Consider the following 20440-nt stretch of genomic DNA (forward strand, 5'->3'; position numbering starts at 1 on the left):
TCGGCAAATGTAGCCTGCAGTTGGTGGCAGGCCCCGAATTTTCAAGAGCGCACCGGGATGGTGCGGTGAAACACACGGTTACAAAGAGGTGGGGGCCGAAATAGGGGCCATATTGCTTTGCTGCAGCGCACCCCCTAAGATGAAACCGTATAAAAATGACAAAAATACCGGGGTCGGAGATGCATTACAAGCGGGGCCACTCTCGAAAGGTTAGCCATGCATAAGCTGCCTGTTCTGGCGGTCTTGCTGCTCGCCGCATTATCGGTGATGACAGTCTTCATCTGCCTCTCCGGCGCCCTCACGCCACGAGACACCGAATACGGCAGCGGCAAGGCGGTCTTTAAGCACTACATCGTCCCCTACGTTCGCTGACGCGGCCGGGTGAGCCGGGGCGACCGCCTGCGCGGCCATCCTCCTCACCCCCTCACGTCGTCGATCTGGCGCCGGTCGCGCTTGGTCGGCCGGCCCTGCAAACGCGACGCGGGCTCGACATTGAGCCTGCGCAATTCGGCTTCCTCCCGCCGCCGCGCCTGGCTGGCCTCGGTTTCCGCATAAAGCGCCTGGGCTATCGTAGCCGAGCCGCGGGCTCCCACGATACCTTTCACCACCAGTTCCCAGCGCTGCTGGTGCGCCTCCAGCACGATCGTGTCGCCCGGCTTGACCTCGCGCGAGTTCTTGCAGCCCTGGCCATTGACCTGCACCTTGCCGCGTTCCACCGCCTCGGCCGCCAGCGAGCGCGTCTTGAAGAAGCGCGCGCACCACAGCCATTTATCGATGCGCAGACGGGCGCCGGCCTCGAAAGATACATTCATTTCCCTACCTCCATGCCATTGGCGGGCGGCTCATGCCGCCGCGCCCCGGGTCTGGGCCTGCGTGCGCCGGGCCTCCAGTTCATGCGGATGGGGCAGCCGCAGCGGCCAGCCCTGCAGGTGCTGCAAGCCGATCTCCGCAAGCCCGGCGATCCAGCTCTCGGCATCATTGAGGCAAGGGATGTAGTGGAATACCTTGCCCCCGGCCATCTGGAACTCGGACCGCCCTTCCATGGCGATCTCTTCCAGTGTCTCCAGACAGTCGGCCGGGAAGCCGGGGCAGAACACATCGACCCGGCCGGTGCCGACCTTGCCAAGCTCCTGCAAGGTGGGCGCGGTATAGGGCTGCAGCCACTCCGCCTTGCCGAAGCGGGACTGGAAGGTGACCTGGTACTGCCCAGGCTGCAAACCCAGCGCCTCGCCCAGCAGGCGGCCGCTCTTGAGGCATTCGCAGTGGTAAGGGTCGCCTAGTTCCAGCGTGCGGCGCGGCACCCCGTGAAACGACAGGATCAGCTTGTCGCCCCGGGCAAAATCCGGCGTGCCGTGCTGCGCCCAGTATGCCCCCACCTGATGGTGCAAGGCAGCGATATAGGCCGGATGGTCGTGAAAATGCTTGACCAGCCGCAACTCCGGCTGATTTCGCCACTGCCCGAGTACGCGAAACACCTCGTCGAAACCGGTCGCCGTGGTGGTGCCCGAATACTGCGGGTACAGCGGCAACAGCAGGATGCGTTCGGTGCCCTGGCGGCGCAGCGCTTCCAGCACCGAGGCGATCGACGGATTGCCGTAGCGCATCGCACAGGCCACCGTGACCTCATGGCCCTGCTGGTTGAGCAGCAATTGCAGGGCGTGGGCCTGGCGCTCGGTGTGGACCAGCAGCGGCGAACCAGTCATATGCGCCTCGCGCAGCCAGATCGACTCGTACTTCATCGCCGAGGCGCGCGAGCGCAGCGGCAGGATGATGCCGTACAGGATCGGCAGCCAGGCGGCGCGCGGGATTTCCACCACGCGCGGATCGGACAGGAATTGCTTGAGGTAGCTACCGACCGCCTTGGGCGTCGGCGCGTCCGGGGTGCCGAGGTTGATCAGCAGGATCGCCGTGCGCGGAGCCTGGCCATGCTGGTAGGCCGGTTCGGGAGTAAACGTCATGTAATTTCCGGTGTGGCGGGGCGGCGCGGGCGCGAGGCACGCCGCCACCAGGTCTCGCCGAGCTGACAGGATGAACGGGACAGGCAGCCTGTGAGACCCGGCCAGGACAAGGCTAGTTCTGGCTGAGCGCGCTGGACAATAGCCGCGCGGTGATGTCGACGATCGGGATCACCCGTTCGTAGGCCATGCGGGTCGGGCCGATCACCCCGAGCGTGCCGACGATCTGGCCGTCGACTTCATAGGGTGCGGTGATGACCGCCATGTCTTCGAGCGGCACCAGCTTGCTCTCGCCGCCGATGAAGATCTGCACGCCCTGGGCATGGCTGGAGACATCGAGCAGCTTGAGCAGGCCGGTCTTGTGCTCGAACACGTCGAACAGGCGGCGCAGCTTCTCCATGCTGGACGACAGGTCCTCCACCTCCAGCAGCTTGCGCTCGCCCGAGATGAAGACGTGGTCGTCTTCCTCCTCCGCCATGGCGCTGCTGCCCGCCTCCACCGCCGCCTGCATCAACTGCGACATGTCCATGCGCAGCGCCTGCAGCTCGCCGCGCAGGTGGTCGCGCACGTTGTCGAAGCTCATGCCGGCAAAATGCGAATTGATGAAATTGGCCGCCTCGACCAGTTGCGACGGGGAATAGGGCAGCTCGGTCTGGATGATGCGGTTCTGCACGTCGCCCTCGGGGGTGACAATGATCAGCAGGATGCGCTTGTCCGACAGCCGCATGAATTCGACCTGGCGGAACGCCTGGGCCCGCCGCGGCGTCATCACCACGCCGGCGAACTGCGACAGGTTGGACAAGGTGTGCGCCGCCGACGTGATCATCCGCTGCGGCCCGAGCTGCTGGCCGCGCAGCTGCCCCTGGATCTTGCCGGTCAGTTCGGCCAGATCCAGCGCGCCGTCCAGCGGCTGGGCGGTCAGCATGGTGTCGACGAACAAGCGGTAGCCGCGCGGCGTCGGGATGCGCCCGGCCGAAGTGTGGGGGCTGGTAATGAACCCCATCTCCTCCAGGTCCGACATCACATTGCGGATGGTGGCAGGGGACAGTTCGAGGCCCGAGTACTTCGACAAGGTCCGTGAGCCCACGGGCTGCCCCTCGGCGATGTAGCGCTCGATCAGGGTTTTGAGAAGCGTTTTCGCACGTTCATCCATAATATTCCTGATTTTACGCAAGTTTTCACCGTTCGGGCGGCTCATCCTCGATCCGGCCTGGCCGGGCACCCCCACCTGCTGACAATGGTCACGGCGGTATGGTCTAATCCCGGCATGTCTTCGCTCCCCACGCCCGGCGCCGCGCGCGCACCCTTTCGCACCGTCGCCCTGATCGGCAGGTACGCCACCGCCGGCATCGAAGGCCCGCTGGAAGAACTGGCCGCCTGCATCCTCAAGAATGGCCAGGATGTGGTGTTCGAGCGGGAGACCGCGCTGGCCACCGGCCTCACCGACTACCCGGCGCTGGCGCCAGAGGACATCGGCAAGCATGCCGACGTGGCGGTGGTGCTGGGCGGCGACGGCACCCTGCTGGGCCTGGCGCGCCAGCTGGCCGGCTTCCCGGTGCCGCTGATCGGCGTCAACCACGGGCGGCTGGGCTTCATGACCGACATCCCGCTGGAAGACGTGCACTCGGTGCTGCCCGACATGCTGGCAGGCCGCTACGAGTCCGAGGTCCGGATGCTGCTGGAGTCGCAGGTGGTGCGCGACGATGAGGTGATTTTCTCCGCGCTGGCCTTCAACGACGTCGTCGTCAACCGTTCCGGCATCTCCGGCATGGTCGAACTGGCGGTCTCGGTGGACGGCTACTTTATGTACAACCAGCGCTCGGACGGCCTGATCGTCTCCACGCCGACCGGTTCGACCGCCTATGCACTGTCGGCGGGCGGCCCGATCCTGCACCCGACCCTTTCCGGGCTGGTGCTGGTGCCGATCGCCCCGCATGCGCTGTCCAACCGCCCGATCGTCCTGCCGCACGATGCCGAGGTCTCGATCGAGGTGGCCACGGCGCGCGACGCCAGCGTCAATTTCGACATGCAGTCGCTGACCTCGCTGCTGCCGGGCGACCGCATCGTGGTACGCCGCTCGGCCAAGACCGTCAACCTGCTGCATCCGATCGGCTACAACTATTACGCCACGCTGCGCAAGAAGCTGCACTGGCATGAGTACCCAAGCGAAGACAACCGGCTCTGATCCGCACCGATCCGGCCCAGATCCACCCCCGAACCGACACCGACCCTGACCTGACCCGTCGCCCACGATGCTGCGCAGCCTGTCCATCCGCGATTTCGTCATCGTCGATACGCTCGACCTCGACTTCTCCCCGGGTTTCACCGTTTTCACCGGCGAAACCGGCGCCGGCAAATCGATCCTGATCGATGCGCTGGCCCTGGTGCTGGGTGAGCGCGCCGACGCCGGCGTGGTCCGCGAAGGCGCTTCCCGCGCCAGTATCAGCGCCATCTTCGCCACGCCGCCCGGACTCGACGCGTGGCTGGCCGAACACGACCTCACCGGCGACGAAGGCACCGTGCTGCTGCGCCGCACCGTCGACGCCGGCGGGCGCAGCAAGGCCTTTATCAATGGCGCCGCCGCCACGCTGGGCCAGTTGCGCGAGATCGGCGACCGCCTGGTCGATATCCATGGCCAGCATGCCCACCAGTTGCTGCTGCGCCCGGATGCCCAGCGCCTGCTGCTCGACGCCCATGCCGGCCTCACCGCCCAGGCCGGCGCCGTGGCCGAGGCCTGGCGCTCGTGGCGCGCCTGCGTGCGCCAGCGCGAAACCGTGGAGCACCGCTCGCGCGAGATGCAGCTCGAGCGCGAGCGGCTCGAATGGCAGGTCGGCGAACTCGAGAAACTGGCGCCGCAGGCCGGGGAATGGGAAGACATCCAGGCCGAATACAACCGCCTGTCGCACGCCGCCGGCCTGATCGAGGGCAGCCGCGGCGCGCTGGAAGCGCTGTCCGAGGCCGATGGCTCGGTGCTGTCGACGCTCAACGGCGTGGTTCAACGCCTGCGCCAGCTGGCCGGCGTCGATCCGGCCCTGAGCGACGTGCTGGCCGCGCTGGACCCGGCCCAGGTGCAGGTCGAGGAAGCCGCGCACTCGCTCAACCGCTATGTCGACCGGCTCGACCTCGATCCCGAGCGCCTGCAGGTGGTGGAGGCGCGCATGCAGGCGCTGCACACCACCGCGCGGAAGTACCGGCTGCCGCCCGAACAGCTGCCCGACGAGCTGATGGCGCGCCGCCAGCAGCTCGACGACCTGCAGTCCGCCCAGGACCTGAACAAGGTCATGGCGCGCGAAGCCGCCGCGCGGGCTGCCTACCTGACCATCGCCCAGCACCTGGGCGCCGCCCGCAAGGTGGCGGCCGAGAGCCTGTCGGCCATGGTGACCGAAGCGATGCAGGGGCTCTCCATGGCCGGCGGCAGCTTCGCGGTGGCGCTGCACCCGCTCGAAGAAGGGCAAAGCCATGGCCTGGAGCAGGTTGAATTCCTGGTGGCCGGCCATGCCGGCGTCACTGCGCGCCCGCTGGCCAAGGTGGCCTCGGGCGGCGAACTTGCCCGTATCAGCCTGGCGATTTCCGTCATCACCAGCGAGGCCGCGCCCACGCCGACCCTGATCTTCGACGAGGTCGACACCGGCATCGGCGGCGCGGTGGCCGAAGTGGTGGGCCGCCGCCTGCAGGAGCTCGGCCGCGCCCGCCAGGTGCTTTGCGTGACGCACCTGCCGCAGGTGGCCGCGCAGGCCGGCGCTCACCTGCTGGTCAGCAAGGAGACCAGCGAGCGCGACGGCAACGGCTCGGTCACCCGCTCGCGCATCCGCGCCCTCGACGCCGCCGGCCGGGTGGTCGAGACCGCGCGCATGCTGGGCGGCACCACCGTGACCGCCACCACCGTGCAACACGCCGAGGAGATGCTTGCGCAGGGCTCCCGCGGCGCCATCAGCGCCGCCAGGGAGGCACGCCGCCCGCGCCGTGCCGCCGGCTGATTGGCCAAGCGGCACCGGCCTCGTCATCATTCAGGAGTTACCCCATGTCCATCGGCAAGCTGCCCCACTCCCGCTCACGCTTCCGCCCCCTGCGGATCACCGCCGCCTGCGGCGTGCTGGCCCTGCTTGCGCTGACCGCTTGCCAGGCCCAGCAGCGCCCGTCGGCACCGCCCGCCAACAGCATCAGCGCTGACCGGGCCGTGGGCGACATCATGGTGCGGTTCAGCGCGCCGCCCGTCATCACCTCCGAAGAGGCCGGCCGCCTGCTCGAGCCGATTGCCGGGCCGATCCGCTTCGTGGTCAAGCGGCCGATGTCGGGCGGCGTCTGGCTGGTCACCGCGATCTCGGCTTCCGCCGACGCCACGCTCGACCAGGCCGTCGCCACGCTGCGCGCCGCCCCGCGCATCGAGCTGGCCGAGCCCGACCGCGTGCTAAAACCCAACCGCACCATGCCCAGCGGGCGCGACATGCCGCCAAGCTGAGCACCGGCGCCACGGCGCCGCCAAGCTTCATGTTCCTGCCAGATTCGTGTAGTCGAATGCCGTGCCGAAAGCGTTGAGCGTGAAACGTTCAACACTTTCACGTTCAACGCCGTAAACCGTAGTTCGCGACACGATCGCGTTCACACAGATTCCGGTGAGGCTCCACCAGGGGAAGCCCCACCGTGGCCGGGCCGGCCAGGGCTTAACGGGAGAAGGCAGACATGCAGCAACCGCATCGGTATCAAATTCGCGAGTCCGGGCGCATAGCGCGCCACGGCGCCCTGCTGCTGGCACTTGGCGCGGCACTGTGGCTGGGCGGACCGGCCACCGCCGGCGCGGCGCCCGACTCCGCCGCGCGGCCGACGCCGCACTACAGCGGGAATTTCATCGTGCGCTGGCGTGACGACACTGCCAGCACCACCACCATCGCCCCCGCCGCCGCGAGCAGCAGCGTTGCCGCCAGCAGCCAGTCCGACCGCATGCTGCGCATCCAGCAAAGCACCGGGGTGGCGCTTTCGGTCAAGCGCCAGATGGGCGGCAACCTGCAATTGCTGAGCGTGGGCGAGCGCGATGCCGCCGATCCCGAAGCCACCGCCGCGCGCCTGCGCCAGGACCCTCGCATCGCGGAGGTAGTGCCGGACCGCTGGCTGCGCCTGCATGACACCACCCCCAACGATCCCGAGTTCGCCTTCAACCAGCCGTACCTCGGCACGCCCGCGCTGGCAACCGGCGGCGTCAACCTGCCGCCGGCATGGGACCGGACCCGCGGCAACAGCGGCCTGGTGATCGCGGTGGTCGATACCGGCTACCTGCCCCATCCCGACCTGGCCAGCCGCATCGTGCCTGGCTATGACTTCATCACCGACCCGGCCATCGCCAACGACGGCGATGGCCGCGACGCCGACGCCACCGATGCCGGCGATGGCGTGCCGGCCGGTTTCACCTGCCCCGGCACATCGACGCAGACCACCACGGCCACCCCCAACAGCTGGCACGGCACCCGCGTGGCGGGAACGCTAGGCGCGCTTACCAGCAACGGGCTGAACATCGCCGGGGTCGACTGGAACGCCCGCATCCAGCCGGTGCGCGTGTCCGGCCGCTGCGGCGCCCTGCTGTCGGACACAGTCGACGGCATGCGCTGGGCCGGCGGCCTGTCCGTGCCCAACGCCCCGGCCAACCCCACCCCCGCGCGCGTGGTCAACATCAGCCTGGGGGGCGGCACCTGCTCCAGCATCGAGCAGCAGGCCGTGAACGATCTCGCCGCAAAGGGCGTGGTCGTGGTCGCCGCGGCCGGCAACAGCGCAGGCGCGGTCGAGGCGCCGGCCGACTGCGCTGGCGTGGTGGCCGTCACGGCGCACGCCAATGACGGCGAGAACGTCAGCTATGCGAATACCGGGCCGCAGGTCTCGCTGAGCGCGCCGGGCGGCGGCTGCGGCAGATCCAAGATGTCGAGCGGCAGCTGCACGGTGACGCCGTCCTACATCCGCACGCTCTCCAATGACGGCACCACCTCGCTGGGCAACTACAACGTCATCAACTCCGAGGGCACCAGCTTCGCGGCGCCGCTGGTGTCGGGCGTGGCTTCGCTGATGCTGGCGGTCAACCCGGCGCTGACACCGGCCCAGGTGCTTGCCACGCTGGAAAGCACGGCCCGGCCGCATCCGGCAGGCACATACTGCACGGCCAGCGCCAATATCGGCACGTGCGGCGCGGGCCTGCTCGACGCCAACGCCGCCGTGATCGCCGCCGCACAGGTCGCGCCGGCACCCCAGCCCGCCACGCCCGCGCCGTCCTCCAGCGGCGGTGGCGGTGGCGGCGGCGCGCTTTCGTGGCCCGTTGCGCTGGGCCTGTGCGCCCTCGGCTTGCTGCTGGGCCTGGGCGGGCGTGTCCGGCAATCGGCGAAACGGCGCTAAGGATACGGCGGAACAAGGGCCAGGAGACGGCGCGGAAGATACGGCGCCTGGGCCAGGCCGGGCGGCTATGCGAATGGCTGCCCGGGCCGGCGGCGCCACCACTCCTGCAGCAGCCACAGCGCGAGGCCGGCTGCCGCGCCGGCGGCATGCGCGGCACGCACCACGCCAAAGCCCCACTGCGCATCGAACACCACCGGAGCGAGCCAGGACTGTTCCAGCCAGGTCTTGACCAGCACGCCAAGGCAAAGCGCCACGCCAATCGCGCGCGAGGCGCCGCCGCCGGACAGCAGGCGCAGGCCGCCCCACAGCGCCAGCCCGTGCAACGCGCCCGATAACCCGCCGTACCAGGCCACCGAGGGCACCCGGCACAGCATCAGCTGCGCCGCGACGCCGCTGGCAAACAGCACGGCCAGCATGGCCCCGGCGCGCGCCTCGCGTCCGATCAGCAGCAGCAGGCCGGCAGCGGCCAGCAGGTTGGCCAGCCAGTGCCGCCAGCCCAGGTGTACCCACATCGCGGTGAACAGGCGCCACCATTCGCCCGCCACACCGCGCTCCATCACTGCCTCGCGCAGGTAGAGCCCATGGGCATGCAGCCAGGGCACGAAGGTGAAAGCGGCGCCCAGGGCGGCGACCGCCGCCAGCGCGCCCGGCAAGGCCGGCCAGCGCGCCCCGGCCGCGGACGGCAGGCTCATCGGCCGCCGGCTGCCACCGGCTCGCCGAACACCGCCTGCCAGAGCGTGCGCACCTGTTCCGCCTGCGGCGCCACCGCAGCCGGCGGCACCCGCGCGTGGACCTGCCCGTCCAGGCGCAACTGGTGCTGGCGGGCGCGGAACAGCCGATAGGCATCGCCCACCTCGCGCGCCAGCGCGGCGTCGATCAGGCCAAGCTCGCCAGCGGTGCGCAACAGCGCGATATTGCCGGCATTGCGCGTCAGCGCCGGATGCTCGTGGCTGTGCAGCAGCACCAGGTATTGCACCGTGAATTCAATGTCGACCATGCCGCCGCGGTCGTGCTTGAGATCGAACAGCCCGCTCGGATTGGGATGGCCCTCGGCCACCTTGTGCCGCATGGCGACGATCTCGCCGCGCAGCGTGGCGGCGTCGCGCGGTTCGCGCAGGATCTCGTCGCGCAGGCTTTCGAAGTGGGCGCCGATGCCGGGATCGCCCGCGCAAAAACGCGCGCGCGTCAGGGCCTGGTGTTCCCATACCCACGCGGTGTTGTTGCCCTCGCGTTGCTGGTAGCGGCGGAACCCCTCGAAGCTGGTCACCAGCAGCCCCGCCTCGCCGTTGGGGCGCAAGCGCGTATCGACGTCGAACAGCGTGCCGGCGGGGGTATGGCTGGTCAGCCAGGTGATCAGCCGGCGCGCATAGGCGGCATAGACGTCGGGCGCGCGTTCGTGTTCGTCCTCGTAGAGGAAGATGATGTCGAGGTCGGAGGCGTAACCCAGTTCCTTGCCGCCCAGCTTGCCGTAGGCGATCACGGCGAAGCGCGGCTGCTCGGCATGCCGGCTGGCCAGCTGGCGCCAGACCGCCTGCAAGGTCACGTCGAGCATGGCATCGGCCAGATCCGACAAGCGGTCCGCGATCTGCTCCACCGTCAGCATGCCTTGCAGGTCTTGCAGCAGGATGCGGAAGGTCTCGGCATGATGCTCGCGGCGCAGGATGTCCATCTGCGCTTCGATCTGCCCGTCGGCTGCGTCCAGGCGCGCGGCCAGCCGCCGGCGGAAACCGCCCCAGTCGGGCGCGCCGGCCAGCGCATCGCTGTCGAGCAGTTCGTCGAGCAGTTGCGGGTGGCGCGTCAGGTAAGCGGCGGCCCAGCTCGACGCATGCAGGGTATCGGCCACGCGCGCCATCGCCTGCGGGTATTCGGACAGCAGGGACAGGTAGGAGGCGCGGCGGCTGATGGCATCGAGGAAGTCGATGAAGCGCGCGATGGTGCTGTCGGCATCGTCCTGGCGCGCGGCCAGGTCAAGGGCGCGGTTGACCAGCAGGTCGAAGCGCGCCCGGCTCGGCTCGGACAGCGCCCGGTAGCGCAGCGAGGCACCGATCGCGCGCAGGCGGTCGAGCAAGCCGTTGCAATCGCCGAAGCCGGCCGCGGCCAGGCGCTCGCACGGGGGATCGTCCTGCTCTTCCTGTATCAGCGCCGGCCACAGCGCCTCGCACGTCGCGTGGGCTTCGTCGGGGTCGGAGAAGGTGGCTTCGAACTGTTGCGCGACCGGATCCTGCAGCGACGACAGCCGCTCCAGCAAGGCCGGCCAGTCCGCGCAGCCCATCATCCGCGCTACCGCCTGCTGCTCCTCCGGCACGGTGGGCAAGTGGTGGGTCTGGGCATCGTCGCGATACTGCAGGCGGTGCTCGAGCTGGCGCAGGAAGCGGTAGGCATCGGCCAGCTGCTCGGCCTGGCCGGCTGGCAGCAGGCCATGCTCCACCGCCACGGCCAGGACTTCAAGGGTGGGCCGGATGCGCAGCGCCGGATCCTGTCCGCCGCGGATCAGCTGGAAGACCTGGGCCATGAACTCGATCTCGCGGATACCGCCGCGGCCCAGCTTGATATTGAAGGCGCGCTGGTTGACTCGCTGGCCGCCGCCCGGCGCCGCCAGTCCGCCGCTGCGCTTGGCGGCCTCGGCGCGGATCTGCGCATGCAGCGAGCGGATGGCGGCGATCACGCCGTAGTCGAGGTAGCGGCGGAAGACGAAAGGCGTGGTCAGGCTGGCCAGTTGGGCCGCGGTGCGCTGCGCATGCGGACTGTCGAGCGCCGAGACCACCCGGCCCTTGATCCAGGCGTAGCGCTCCCACTCGCGCCCCTGCACCACCAGGTATTGCTCCAGCATGCCCAGGCTGCAGGCCAGCGGACCGGCGTCGCCGTTGGGCCGCAGCCGCATGTCGACGCGGAACACGTAGCCGTCCGCCGTCACGTCGGCGAGCAGGTTGATCAGGCGCCGTCCCAGCCGGATGAAGTATTCATGGTTGGACAGGCTGCGCGTGCCGCCCCGGGTCTCGCCGTCTTCGTCGTACAGGAAGATCAGGTCGATATCGGACGACACGTTGAGCTCGCGCCCGCCGAGCTTGCCCATGCCGACCACCACCAGCTCCTGAACCTCGCCGCTGGCCTCGCCCACCGGCCGGCCGTAGGTCGGCGCCAGGTCGGCCTCCAGCATGGCCATGCCGTACTGGATACCCAGCTCGGCCAGATCCGTCATCGCGCCGGTCACCTCGCGCAGGCTCGCTACGCCGCGCAGGTCGCGCTCGATAACGATGCACATCACTTCGGCGCGCAGCTGCCGCAGCGCTCGCTTGGCGGCTTCCTCGACGTCGGCCGACGGCTGGTGCAGGGCCTTCAGCCGTGCCTCCATCCAGGCGCGCGTGAGCGGCTCCCCGCACGCGAGCGCCACGATTTCGGCCAGCTCCGGCCGGGCCTGCACCATACGGCGGATGTAATGCGAATAGGCAGGCGAGTACAATGCCTTGCCGGCGCAGTCGACCGGCACGAGTTCCGCCGCGGCCACCACCGCGAACGGGCCGGTGGCCATGTCGGCCACGGCCTGCCTGGCAGCGCCGGAAGTGTTGCCGGGCGCATGTTCGCCGGCGTGGCCGGCCCCGCTTGCACCCTTGCTTGCGGCGGCATCGGGCGCGGCCGTGGAACTCGTGGGATCAGAGGAAGTCATTCCTGTTACTTGGAAGCGCGTGAGCCGGCCCCGTGCCGGCCCGCGCGTTGTGCACGGCCGGTCAGGCACCGAATTGGAGAGCGCCTAGTATTGTCGGATAATCTGCGCATGTCCAGCCGCGCCACCCCACCCGCCGAATCCACCACCGCCACCGCCGGCGGCACGCCTGGACACGAGGGAAGCGCCGGCCCGGGCACCTCTCCATGGCGGCAGGCCGCCCGGCTCGCGCGCGCGCCCGGCCGCGCCCTGCTGGCCGCCCTGCGCCACCCCATGTGGCGGGGGCTGGGCCGCGTGCTGATACGGCTGGCGCTCGCGCTGCTGATGGTTGCACTGCTGGCGGGCCTGCTGATCCGCTTCGTGCTGTGGCCGCAGGCGTCCGCCGCCCGCACCTGGCTGGAGCAACGTGGCTCGGTGGCCCTGGCCGCGCATTTCAGCATCGGCCAGCTGGATACCTACTGGGATGGCTGGCATCCCGCCTTCCACGCCCGCGATGTCAAAGCGGTCGATACCGAACAACGCGTGTTGCTGGCCGCGGGCAGCCTCGACGGCAGGCTCTCGTGGCGCTCGCTGTTCAGCATGGACCTGCTGTTCCAGCACATCTCCGCCCGCCAGACCGACCTGCTGGTGCGCCGCTCGGCCGACGGCAAGCTCCAGGTCGCCGGGCTGGCCGTGGACACCACCGGGGCCCGGCCACAGGACAACCGCCTGTTCGACTGGCTGCTGGCGCAAGGCAAGGTGGAACTCAGCGACGGCAAGCTGCGCTGGCTCGACGACAGGAACCGCCTGCCGCAACTCGATGTCGGCAATATCCAGTTCAGCGCCCGCCGTCTGGGTACGCGCCACATCGTCAAGCTGGAGGCGCAATCGGCGACGCTTGCGCCGCGCCCCCTGTCGATGCAGGCGGATTTCCGCCATGAGTACCTGCATAGCGCCGGCGACTGGCACAACTGGCACGGGCAGGCCAGCTGGGACCTGGGCCGGCTCGAGCTGCCGGTACTGCAGCGCTATACGGCGATCTTCGACCGCGTCGCGCGCGGTACCTTCAGCACCGACGGCACCATCGAGTTCCGCGGCGGCCAGGTCACCCGCAGCCAGGCCAGGCTGCGGGCCAGCGACGTCGACCTGCAACTGGCAGGGGCGCCGGAACCGCTCAAGCTCGCCAGCGCGCAGGCCTTCGTGATGCACCGCGCCGGCCGCGACCGCGACAACGTCCTCACCATCGATACCCTGCTGTGGCAGCCGGAGCCGGCCGAAGGCCCGGCGGCGTCGGCGCCGCCGGCGGCCTCGCCGGCCAGCCAGGCCGCCGCGGAGAGTGGCTGGCGCGAAGGCATGCGCAAGGTAGTGGTGGGCTGGGCCACCGACAACAAGGGCGCGCTGCGCAAGTTCTCGCTGAAGGCGCCCACCTTCGACCTGAACACGGTGCGGGCGCTGGCCATGTCGCTGCCGCTCGACACCGCGTTGTCGCGCCAGCTGCGGGCGCTGCAGCCCGCCGGCCACGTCGACAACCTGGACGTGAGCTGGACACGCGATCGCCAGGGCCTGCTCAGCCGGCATGAGGGCCAGCCCCACTTCAATGTCCAGGGCACCCTGCGCAATGTTTCCGTGCGCGAGCAGCCGGCGAGCCCGCCGCTCGCCGCGAACGGCAAGCCCCACCTGGGCGTGCCGGGGTTTTCAAGGATCTCCGGCAGCTTCAGCCTCGACGAGCGGCAAGGCAGCGCCCGCTTCGAGGGCAGCAACGCCGCACTGGTACTCCCGGGCATGTTCGAGGATCCGCGCCTGACCTTCGACCAGATCAGCGGCGAGTTGCGCTGGACCCACGACGACGGCAAGCTCTCGGTACGCACCGACGGCGTGCGTTTCGCCAACGCGGACACCGCCGGCACCGTGCGCGGCACCTGGCACGCCGGCGGCGATGGGCACGGCGGCATTGCCGATCTCTCCGGCGAACTGGAGCGCGCCCAGGTCAGCCGCGTGCCGCGCTACCTGCCCATGGGCATGCCCGCGGCGACGCGGCAGTACCTGGCCGGCGCCCTGGTCGCCGGCGAAGCCAGCGGCGTCAAGTTCCTGCTCAAGGGCGACCTGGAGCACTTCCCCTTCCACAGCCCGCATGAAAAAGCCGGCGACTTCCGGGTCGAGGTGCCGATCCAGCATGTGAGCTACCAGATCGCCCCCCACGAGAGCGCGGCGCCGGGCAGCATCGCCAGCGCCAACAACGGCGGCAAGGCCTGGCCGAACTTCACCGACATCAGCGGCCACCTGCTGTTCGAACGCGGCAGCCTGTCCTTCGTGGCGCAGCGCGCCGGCGTGCAAGGCATTGCCGGCGTCACGCTGCAGGACGTCAACGGCCGCATCGCCGATCTCAGCGATCATGGCCGCCTGATCCTCGACGGCAGCGCCAGCGGCGCGATGACGGGCTTCCTGCGCTTCGTCGCCGCCAGCCCGGTGCGCGACTGGACCGGCCAGGTGACCAGCGACGCGCGCGCCCAGGGCAATGGCGAGCTACGGCTCAAGCTCGACCTGCCGCTGACCGAAACGCATGCCGCCAAGGTGGACGGCCAGTTCCGGCTGCCCGGCAACGATGTCGTGCTGACCCCGCAGCTGCCTGTGCTGGCCGGCACCACGGGCGCCATCGCCTTCAATGAGCACGGCTTCCAGCTCAATGACCTGCGGGCACGTTTCATGGGCGGAGAAATCCGCGCCAGCGGCGGCAGCCAGGCGGACGGCACGGTACGCGTCAATGCCGGCGGCAGCGCCACCGCCCAGGGCATCCGCGAGGCGATTTCCGGCTCGCCGATGGCCGGGCTGGCGCAGAAGCTCGAGGGCAGCACGGCTTACAGCGCGGTGATCGGCGTGCGCGACCACCAGCCGCAGATCACCGTCGCCTCGGAGCTGGCCGGCCTGGCGGTGGGCTTGCCCGCCCCGCTGGCCAAGAGCGCCGCCCAGGCCGTCCCGTTGCGCTTCGACCTGCGCCCTGCCGCCGCCCGCGCCGGCAGCGACGAGATGCTGGTGCAGTACGGCAACGTGCTCAATGCGCGCTATCTGCTGCGCCGTAACGCCGACGGCGTGGAAGTGCAGTCCGGCGGCATCGGCATAGAGCAGCCGGCGCCACAGCCGGGCAGCGGTGTCGCCGCAGCGCTTACCGCCACCCGCTTCGACCTCGATGCCTGGCGCGGCCTGTTCGCGGAGAGCGGCAAGGCCGGCTCCGCCGCGGCCGTCTCGCCGTTCACGCCGGAGAAGATTTCCGCGCACGTGCACACGCTGCAGGCTTTCGGCCGCGAGTTCGACGAGGTGGTGCTCGAGGCCAGCCGCGAGACCGGCGGCTGGGGCGTCCAGCTCGATACCCGCCAGATTGCCGGCAACGTGCGCTGGCGCGAAGATGCGGCCACCCCCGCGGGGGCGCTTACGCTGCGCCTTTCGCGGCTGAATATCCCCGACAGCAGCGACGCCGGCAATATCGAGGATGCGCTGGCCGCCAATACCGGCGAGCTGCCTGCCCTGGACCTGGTCGCCGATCGTTTCCAGCTGCATGGCCGCGACTTCGGCAAGCTGGAGGTCAAGGCGCACGCCAGCGCCAACGGTGGCGAGCCGGTGTGGACGCTCGAGCGCCTGCTGATCGAGCAACCCGGCGCCACCTTCACCGGCAGCGGCAGCTGGCGCATGCCGCGCCGGCTGCGCGAAGGCGCCAGCGCCGAACGCCGCACCCTGCTCGATTTCAAGCTCGATGTCCGCAACGGCGGCCAGGTGCTCGAACGCATGGGCCTGCCGCACATGCTGGCCGACGGGCGCGGCACCCTGGAGGGCCGGGTGGCGTGGCGCGGCTCGCCGTTGGCCATCGACTATCCGACCTTGTCCGGCCGCATGAAGCTGAAGCTGGAAAATGGCCAGATCCTCAGCGTGGACCCGGGCGCGGCCAAGCTGCTGGGCGTACTCAGCCTGCAAGGCCTGATGCGGCTGGCGACCTTCGACTTCCGCGGCGTAGCGGGCCAGGGCATGCCATTCGACGAGATCACGGGCACCGGCACCATCGACAAGGGCGTGGCCAGCACCGGGGATTTCGAACTCAGAGGCGGCCAGCTGCGTGCCGCCATGACAGGCAGCGCGAACATCCCCCGCGAAACGCAGGATCTCGAGGTCACGGTGGTGCCGCGCATCAACGCCACTTCCGCCTCGGTGGCGGCGGCCTTCATCAATCCCGCGCTGGGCATCGGCACACTGGCGGCCCAGCTGATGTTTGCCGATGAGTTCTCCAAGGCCTTCAGCCGCCGCTACCACATCAGCGGCGGCTGGGCGAACCCGCAGATCACCAAAGTGGGGGAGAATAAGGCCGACTCCGCGCCGGTGCAGGGATCGTCGGGCCGTGTCTACCCAGTGCCATGAACCCGGCACGGATCGCGGCCGCAGCCAGCCGGGATCCGTCGCCATGCGCGCAGTCAGGCAAGCCGCGGCGCCGTTTTTGCAGGGATGGACCGGCCCGCGCCCCGGCGCACGCCGCAAGCCGCAAGCCAAGGAAACCGACACATGACCGCAACCGCCGCTCCCGCCACCAGTGCCGCCCCCTTTCGCGTCGCCGCCGTCCAGACCGTCAGCGGCATTTCACCCGAGGCCAACCTGGCCCGTGCCGAAGCGCTGATCGCGCAGGCCGCACACGGCGGCGCGGAGCTGGTCTTGCTGCCGGAGTATTTCTGCCTCATGGGCCAGCGCGAAGACGACAAGGTGGCCATCCGCGAGCGCGATGGCGACGGCCCGATCCAGGCTTTCCTGGCCAACGCCGCGCGCCGCCACCGCGTCTGGCTGGTGGGCGGCACCCTGCCGCTGTGGTGCGCAGACGAGGCCCGCGTCTACAACACCTCGCTCGCCTACGACCCGCGCGGCGAACGGGTCGCGCGCTACGACAAGATCCACCTGTTCGGCTTCACGCGGGGCACCGAAAGCTACGACGAATCGCGTACCATCCTGGCCGGCAATACCCCGGCCAGCTTCGACGCACCCTGCGGCCGGGTCGCCATGTCGGTCTGCTACGACCTGCGTTTCCCGGAGCTGTACCGCCAGCTGGCGGCAGGCGGCGGCACCAGCCTGATTCTGATGCCGGCGGCCTTCACCTACACCACGGGGCAGGCGCACTGGGAAATCCTGCTGCGCGCCCGCGCCATCGAGAACCAGTGCTATGTGCTTGCCGCGGCACAGGGAGGCAAGCATGAGAATGGCCGCCGCACCTGGGGCCACTCCATGCTGATCGACCCCTGGGGCGAGGTGATGGCGGTGCTGCCGGAGGGCGAAGGCGTGGTAAGCGGCCTGATCGATCCCGCGCGCCTGGACGAAGTGCGGCAGAACCTGCCTGCACTGCGGCATCGGGTGCTGTAGCATGTGCAACCAGACTGGTGTCCTGAATCTGGAGTTTTCAGGGCACCAGGCCGATTCGACAAGAATCGCGAGAATCCCAGCTTTTTACGTGGCGGCGCATGACGCCGCCACGGCACGACGACAAAAGGACAACCATGAACGCCGGCGACCTCGGAATCCGCAATCTCGCCACCGCCCAGCAATTGCTGCTGGCTCCCTACGGCCTCGACGAAGTCAAGCTGCAGCGCGTGCTGGCAGACATCTTCACACATAAGGTCGACTACGCCGACCTCTACTTCCAGTACACCCGCAACGAGGCGTGGAGCCTGGAAGAAGGCATCGTCAAGTCGGGCAGCTTCAGCATCGACCAGGGCGTGGGCGTACGCGCCGTCTCGGGCGACAGGACCGCCTTCGCCTACTCCGACGACATCAGCCTGGACGCCCTGCTGAAGGCAGGGGCCGCCACCCGCACCATCGGCCGCGCCGGCAGCGGCCGCGTCAAGGTGGCGGGCAAGATGGCTTCGCAGGGCGGGCGCAACCTCTATTCCCCCAATGATCCGCTCGACTCGATGGAAGCCGCCGACAAGGTCGCGCTGCTCGAGCGCGTGGAGCGCATGGCACGCGCCAAGGATCCGCGCGTGGTGCAGGTGATGGCAGGCCTGGCCGGCGAATACGACGTGGTGCTGGTGGCGCGCAGCGACGGCGTCATCGCCGCCGACGTGCGCCCGCTGGTGCGGGTGTCGGTCACCGTGATCGCCGAGCAGAACGGTCGCCGCGAAATCGGCTCCTCCGGCGGCGGTGGACGCTATGCCTATGGCTATTTCAGCGACGAACTGCTGCAGAAATACGTGGACGAGGCAGTGGCCTCGGCCCTGGTCAACCTGGAGGCGCGCCCTGCCCCGGCCGGCGCCATGACCGTGGTCCTCGGCCCGGGCTGGCCCGGCGTGCTGCTGCACGAAGCCATCGGCCACGGCCTGGAAGGCGACTTCAACCGCAAGGGCTCGTCGGCCTTCGCCGGCCGCATGGGCGAGCGCGTGGCGGCCAAGGGCGTGACCGTGGTGGACGACGGCACCCTGACCAATCGCCGCGGCTCGCTCAACCTCGACGACGAGGGCAATCCGACCCAGTGCACCACGCTGATCGAGGACGGCATCCTCAAGGGCTATATCCAGGACACCCTCAACGCACGCCTGATGAAGATGCCGGTAACCGGCAACGCGCGCCGCGAAAGCTACGCCGCGCTGCCGATGCCGCGCATGACCAACACCTACATGCTCAACGGCGAGCGCGACCCGCAGGAAATCATCGCCAGCGTCAAGCGCGGCCTCTACGCGGTCAACTTCGGCGGCGGCCAGGTCGACATCACCAACGGCAAGTTCGTGTTCTCCGCCAGCGAGGCCTACCTGATCGAGGACGGCAAGATCACCTCGCCGGTCAAGGGCGCCACGCTGATCGGCAACGGCCCGGAGTCGCTCAAGGACGTCACCATGATCGGCAACGACATGCGCCTGGATTCGGGCGTGGGCGTGTGCGGCAAGGAAGGCCAGAGCGTGCCGGTGGGCGTGGGCCAGCCGACCCTGCGCATCGAGAACATGACCGTGGGCGGCACGGCCTGACGCCAGTCCCGCCAGCCCGGCCTCCCGGGCCGGCAACGTCCGGCGCTTGCCCGAGGTCATGCCGGACGCTTGCCAAGCCCTGCAAAACGCGCTATAAAGATGCTTCGTTGCCCGATGGTCAACCGCTGCTGCCGGCAAATCCGGCAGTCCCGGCGCAATTTAATGCCATCCCGTGACGCGTTGCCGCAAATAACCAACGCTTGCTGAGCCAGATCCCATCCATGTCCGCTAAGTTTTACTTTTACTTTTTTAGCGATCTCGCACCGCTGGCGGATGGAGAGGGACGGTCGTAAGCACCCCCGGAATTCAAAAAAAGCCGCCAGCGAACCTGGCGGCTTTTTTTATCGCGGCACGCAACCAGATCCAGCCCAGACACCCCAAACACACGACCCACAAAATCCGGAGCCATCATGCTGAAGAACACCGACGACCTGCGCATTCGCGAACTCAAGGAATTGTTGCCGCCGGCACACGTGATCCGCGAGTTCGCCTGCTCCGAGACGGCGTCCGACGTGATCTACGGCGCCCGCCAGGCCATGCACCGGATCCTGCACGGCATGGATGACCGCCTGATCGTCATCATCGGGCCCTGCTCCATCCATGACACCCGCGCCGCGCTCGAGTACGCCAAGCTGCTCAAGGTCCAGCGCGACCGCTTCGCCGGCGAACTGGAAGTGGTGATGCGGGTGTATTTCGAGAAGCCGCGCACCACGGTGGGCTGGAAGGGGCTGATCAACGATCCGCACATGGATGGCAGCTTCAAGATCAACGACGGCCTGCGTATCGCGCGCGAACTGCTGCTGAACATCAGCGAACTGGGCGTGCCCACCGGCACCGAGTACCTGGACATGATCAGCCCGCAATACATCGCCGACCTGGTCAGCTGGGGCGCTATCGGCGCGCGTACCACCGAGAGCCAGGTACACCGCGAACTGGCATCCGGACTGTCGTGCCCGGTCGGGTTCAAGAACGGCACCGACGGCAACGTCAAGATCGCGGTCGACGCGATCAAGGCCGCCTCGCAGCCCCACCATTTCCTCTCGGTGACCAAGGGCGGCCACTCCGCCATCGTCTCGACCTCGGGCAATGAGGATTGCCACATCATCCTGCGTGGCGGCAAGGCGCCCAACTACGATGCCGCCAGCGTGCAGGAAGCTTGCGAGGCGATCGCCAAGGCCGGCCTGGCCGCGCGCCTGATGATCGACGCTTCGCATGCCAACAGCAGCAAGAAGCACGAGAACCAGATCCCCGTCTGCGAGGACATCGGCCGCCAGATGGCCGCGGGCGACGAACGCATCGTCGGCGTGATGGTGGAGTCGCACCTGGTGGCCGGCCGCCAGGATCACGCGCAAGGCACCCCGGTGGAAAACCTGACCTATGGCCAGTCGGTCACCGATGCCTGCATCGGCTGGGACGACTCGCTCAAGGTGCTGGAAACGCTGGCCGAGGCAGTCAAGGCACGCCGGCTGGCGAAGGGCAGCGGCAACTGAGCA

General features: G+C 69.0%; 14 protein-coding genes. 9 read left to right on the top strand and 5 right to left on the bottom strand.

The window, feature by feature from the left end; all coding sequences use genetic code 11:
• The first annotated feature begins 216 nt into the window (after positions 1–216).
• The gene (locus P3W85_RS40320; RefSeq protein WP_017225987.1) at positions 217–372 is read left to right on the top strand and encodes a hypothetical protein; all 156 of its coding nucleotides are present in this window, start codon (positions 217–219) and stop codon (positions 370–372) included.
• A gap of 44 nt (positions 373–416) precedes the next feature.
• Here the strand turns inward: P3W85_RS40320 and P3W85_RS40325 are convergent, their stop codons facing one another.
• The 3 genes from P3W85_RS40325 to hrcA all read right to left on the bottom strand — a co-directional run bounded on the left by P3W85_RS40325 (position 417) and on the right by hrcA (position 3108).
• On the bottom strand, positions 417–812 hold the full coding sequence (locus P3W85_RS40325) for an RNA-binding S4 domain-containing protein (RefSeq protein ID WP_276268913.1): 396 nt from the start codon (positions 810–812) through the stop codon (positions 417–419).
• Positions 813–842: 30 nt separating this feature from the next.
• The gene (gene hemH, locus P3W85_RS40330) at positions 843–1958 is read right to left on the bottom strand and encodes a ferrochelatase (protein ID WP_276268914.1); all 1116 of its coding nucleotides are present in this window, start codon (positions 1956–1958) and stop codon (positions 843–845) included.
• 112 nt (positions 1959–2070) lie between these two features.
• Positions 2071–3108, bottom strand: a complete 1038-nt coding sequence (hrcA, locus tag P3W85_RS40335) for a heat-inducible transcriptional repressor HrcA (RefSeq protein ID WP_017225984.1) — start codon at positions 3106–3108, stop codon at positions 2071–2073.
• A 114-nt stretch (positions 3109–3222) separates the two neighbouring features.
• Here hrcA and P3W85_RS40340 point away from each other — a divergent pair, with 114 nt between their 5' ends.
• From P3W85_RS40340 to P3W85_RS40355, 4 genes are all read left to right on the top strand, one after another.
• Positions 3223–4140, top strand: a complete 918-nt coding sequence (locus tag P3W85_RS40340; protein ID WP_017225983.1) for an NAD kinase — start codon at positions 3223–3225, stop codon at positions 4138–4140.
• Between the two features lie 67 nt (positions 4141–4207).
• A complete protein-coding gene (gene recN / locus P3W85_RS40345) occupies positions 4208–5932 on the top strand; it encodes a DNA repair protein RecN (protein WP_276268915.1) in 1725 nt (574 codons plus the stop codon).
• A gap of 44 nt (positions 5933–5976) precedes the next feature.
• On the top strand, positions 5977–6414 hold the full coding sequence (locus tag P3W85_RS40350; protein ID WP_276268916.1) for a hypothetical protein: 438 nt from the start codon (positions 5977–5979) through the stop codon (positions 6412–6414).
• Between the two features lie 221 nt (positions 6415–6635).
• Entirely contained in the window at positions 6636–8327 is a 1692-nt protein-coding gene (locus P3W85_RS40355) for a S8 family peptidase (protein ID WP_276268917.1), read from the top strand.
• Positions 8328–8392: 65 nt separating this feature from the next.
• Here P3W85_RS40355 and rrtA read toward each other — a convergent pair whose 3' ends face one another.
• Entirely contained in the window at positions 8393–9019 is a 627-nt protein-coding gene (rrtA, locus tag P3W85_RS40360) for a rhombosortase (RefSeq protein WP_276268918.1), read from the bottom strand.
• Entirely contained in the window at positions 9016–11991 is a 2976-nt protein-coding gene (gene glnE / locus P3W85_RS40365) for a bifunctional [glutamate--ammonia ligase]-adenylyl-L-tyrosine phosphorylase/[glutamate--ammonia-ligase] adenylyltransferase (protein ID WP_276268919.1), read from the bottom strand. Before glnE ends, rrtA begins: the two co-directional genes overlap by 4 nt.
• Before the next feature lie 108 nt (positions 11992–12099).
• On the opposite strand from glnE, the gene P3W85_RS40370 reads away from it, so the two are divergent.
• From P3W85_RS40370 to aroG, 4 genes are all read left to right on the top strand, one after another.
• Positions 12100–16368: a YhdP family protein gene (locus tag P3W85_RS40370; RefSeq protein WP_276268920.1), complete on the top strand. Its 4269-nt coding sequence runs from the start codon at positions 12100–12102 to the stop codon at positions 16366–16368.
• A gap of 141 nt (positions 16369–16509) precedes the next feature.
• Entirely contained in the window at positions 16510–17352 is an 843-nt protein-coding gene (locus tag P3W85_RS40375) for a carbon-nitrogen hydrolase family protein (RefSeq protein ID WP_017229711.1), read from the top strand.
• A 134-nt stretch (positions 17353–17486) separates the two neighbouring features.
• Positions 17487–18947, top strand: a complete 1461-nt coding sequence (gene tldD, locus P3W85_RS40380; protein ID WP_017229712.1) for a metalloprotease TldD — start codon at positions 17487–17489, stop codon at positions 18945–18947.
• Positions 18948–19357: 410 nt separating this feature from the next.
• The gene (aroG, locus tag P3W85_RS40385) at positions 19358–20437 is read left to right on the top strand and encodes a 3-deoxy-7-phosphoheptulonate synthase AroG (protein WP_017229713.1); all 1080 of its coding nucleotides are present in this window, start codon (positions 19358–19360) and stop codon (positions 20435–20437) included.
• Positions 20438–20440: the final 3 nt, after the last annotated feature.

It is taken from the genome of Cupriavidus basilensis (assembly GCF_029335485.1).
Taxonomy (GTDB): domain Bacteria; phylum Pseudomonadota; class Gammaproteobacteria; order Burkholderiales; family Burkholderiaceae; genus Cupriavidus; species Cupriavidus basilensis_E.

What these genes read in the sequence shown, in the direction of transcription:
- tldD (WP_017229712.1), top strand. Translation starts at nt 17,487, where the DNA reads ATGAACGCCGGCGACCTCGGAATCCGCAATCTCGCCACCGCCCAGCAA.
- P3W85_RS40340 (WP_017225983.1), top strand. Translation starts at nt 3,223, where the DNA reads ATGTCTTCGCTCCCCACGCCCGGCGCCGCGCGCGCACCCTTTCGCACC.
- P3W85_RS40320 (WP_017225987.1), top strand. Translation starts at nt 217, where the DNA reads ATGCATAAGCTGCCTGTTCTGGCGGTCTTGCTGCTCGCCGCATTATCG.
- recN (WP_276268915.1), top strand. Translation starts at nt 4,208, where the DNA reads ATGCTGCGCAGCCTGTCCATCCGCGATTTCGTCATCGTCGATACGCTC.
- hrcA (WP_017225984.1), bottom strand. Translation starts at nt 3,108, where the DNA reads ATGGATGAACGTGCGAAAACGCTTCTCAAAACCCTGATCGAGCGCTAC.
- aroG (WP_017229713.1), top strand. Translation starts at nt 19,358, where the DNA reads ATGCTGAAGAACACCGACGACCTGCGCATTCGCGAACTCAAGGAATTG.
- P3W85_RS40325 (WP_276268913.1), bottom strand. Translation starts at nt 812, where the DNA reads ATGAATGTATCTTTCGAGGCCGGCGCCCGTCTGCGCATCGATAAATGG.
- P3W85_RS40370 (WP_276268920.1), top strand. Translation starts at nt 12,100, where the DNA reads ATGTCCAGCCGCGCCACCCCACCCGCCGAATCCACCACCGCCACCGCC.
- P3W85_RS40350 (WP_276268916.1), top strand. Translation starts at nt 5,977, where the DNA reads ATGTCCATCGGCAAGCTGCCCCACTCCCGCTCACGCTTCCGCCCCCTG.
- P3W85_RS40355 (WP_276268917.1), top strand. Translation starts at nt 6,636, where the DNA reads ATGCAGCAACCGCATCGGTATCAAATTCGCGAGTCCGGGCGCATAGCG.
- hemH (WP_276268914.1), bottom strand. Translation starts at nt 1,958, where the DNA reads ATGACGTTTACTCCCGAACCGGCCTACCAGCATGGCCAGGCTCCGCGC.
- P3W85_RS40375 (WP_017229711.1), top strand. Translation starts at nt 16,510, where the DNA reads ATGACCGCAACCGCCGCTCCCGCCACCAGTGCCGCCCCCTTTCGCGTC.
- glnE (WP_276268919.1), bottom strand. Translation starts at nt 11,991, where the DNA reads ATGACTTCCTCTGATCCCACGAGTTCCACGGCCGCGCCCGATGCCGCC.
- rrtA (WP_276268918.1), bottom strand. Translation starts at nt 9,019, where the DNA reads ATGAGCCTGCCGTCCGCGGCCGGGGCGCGCTGGCCGGCCTTGCCGGGC.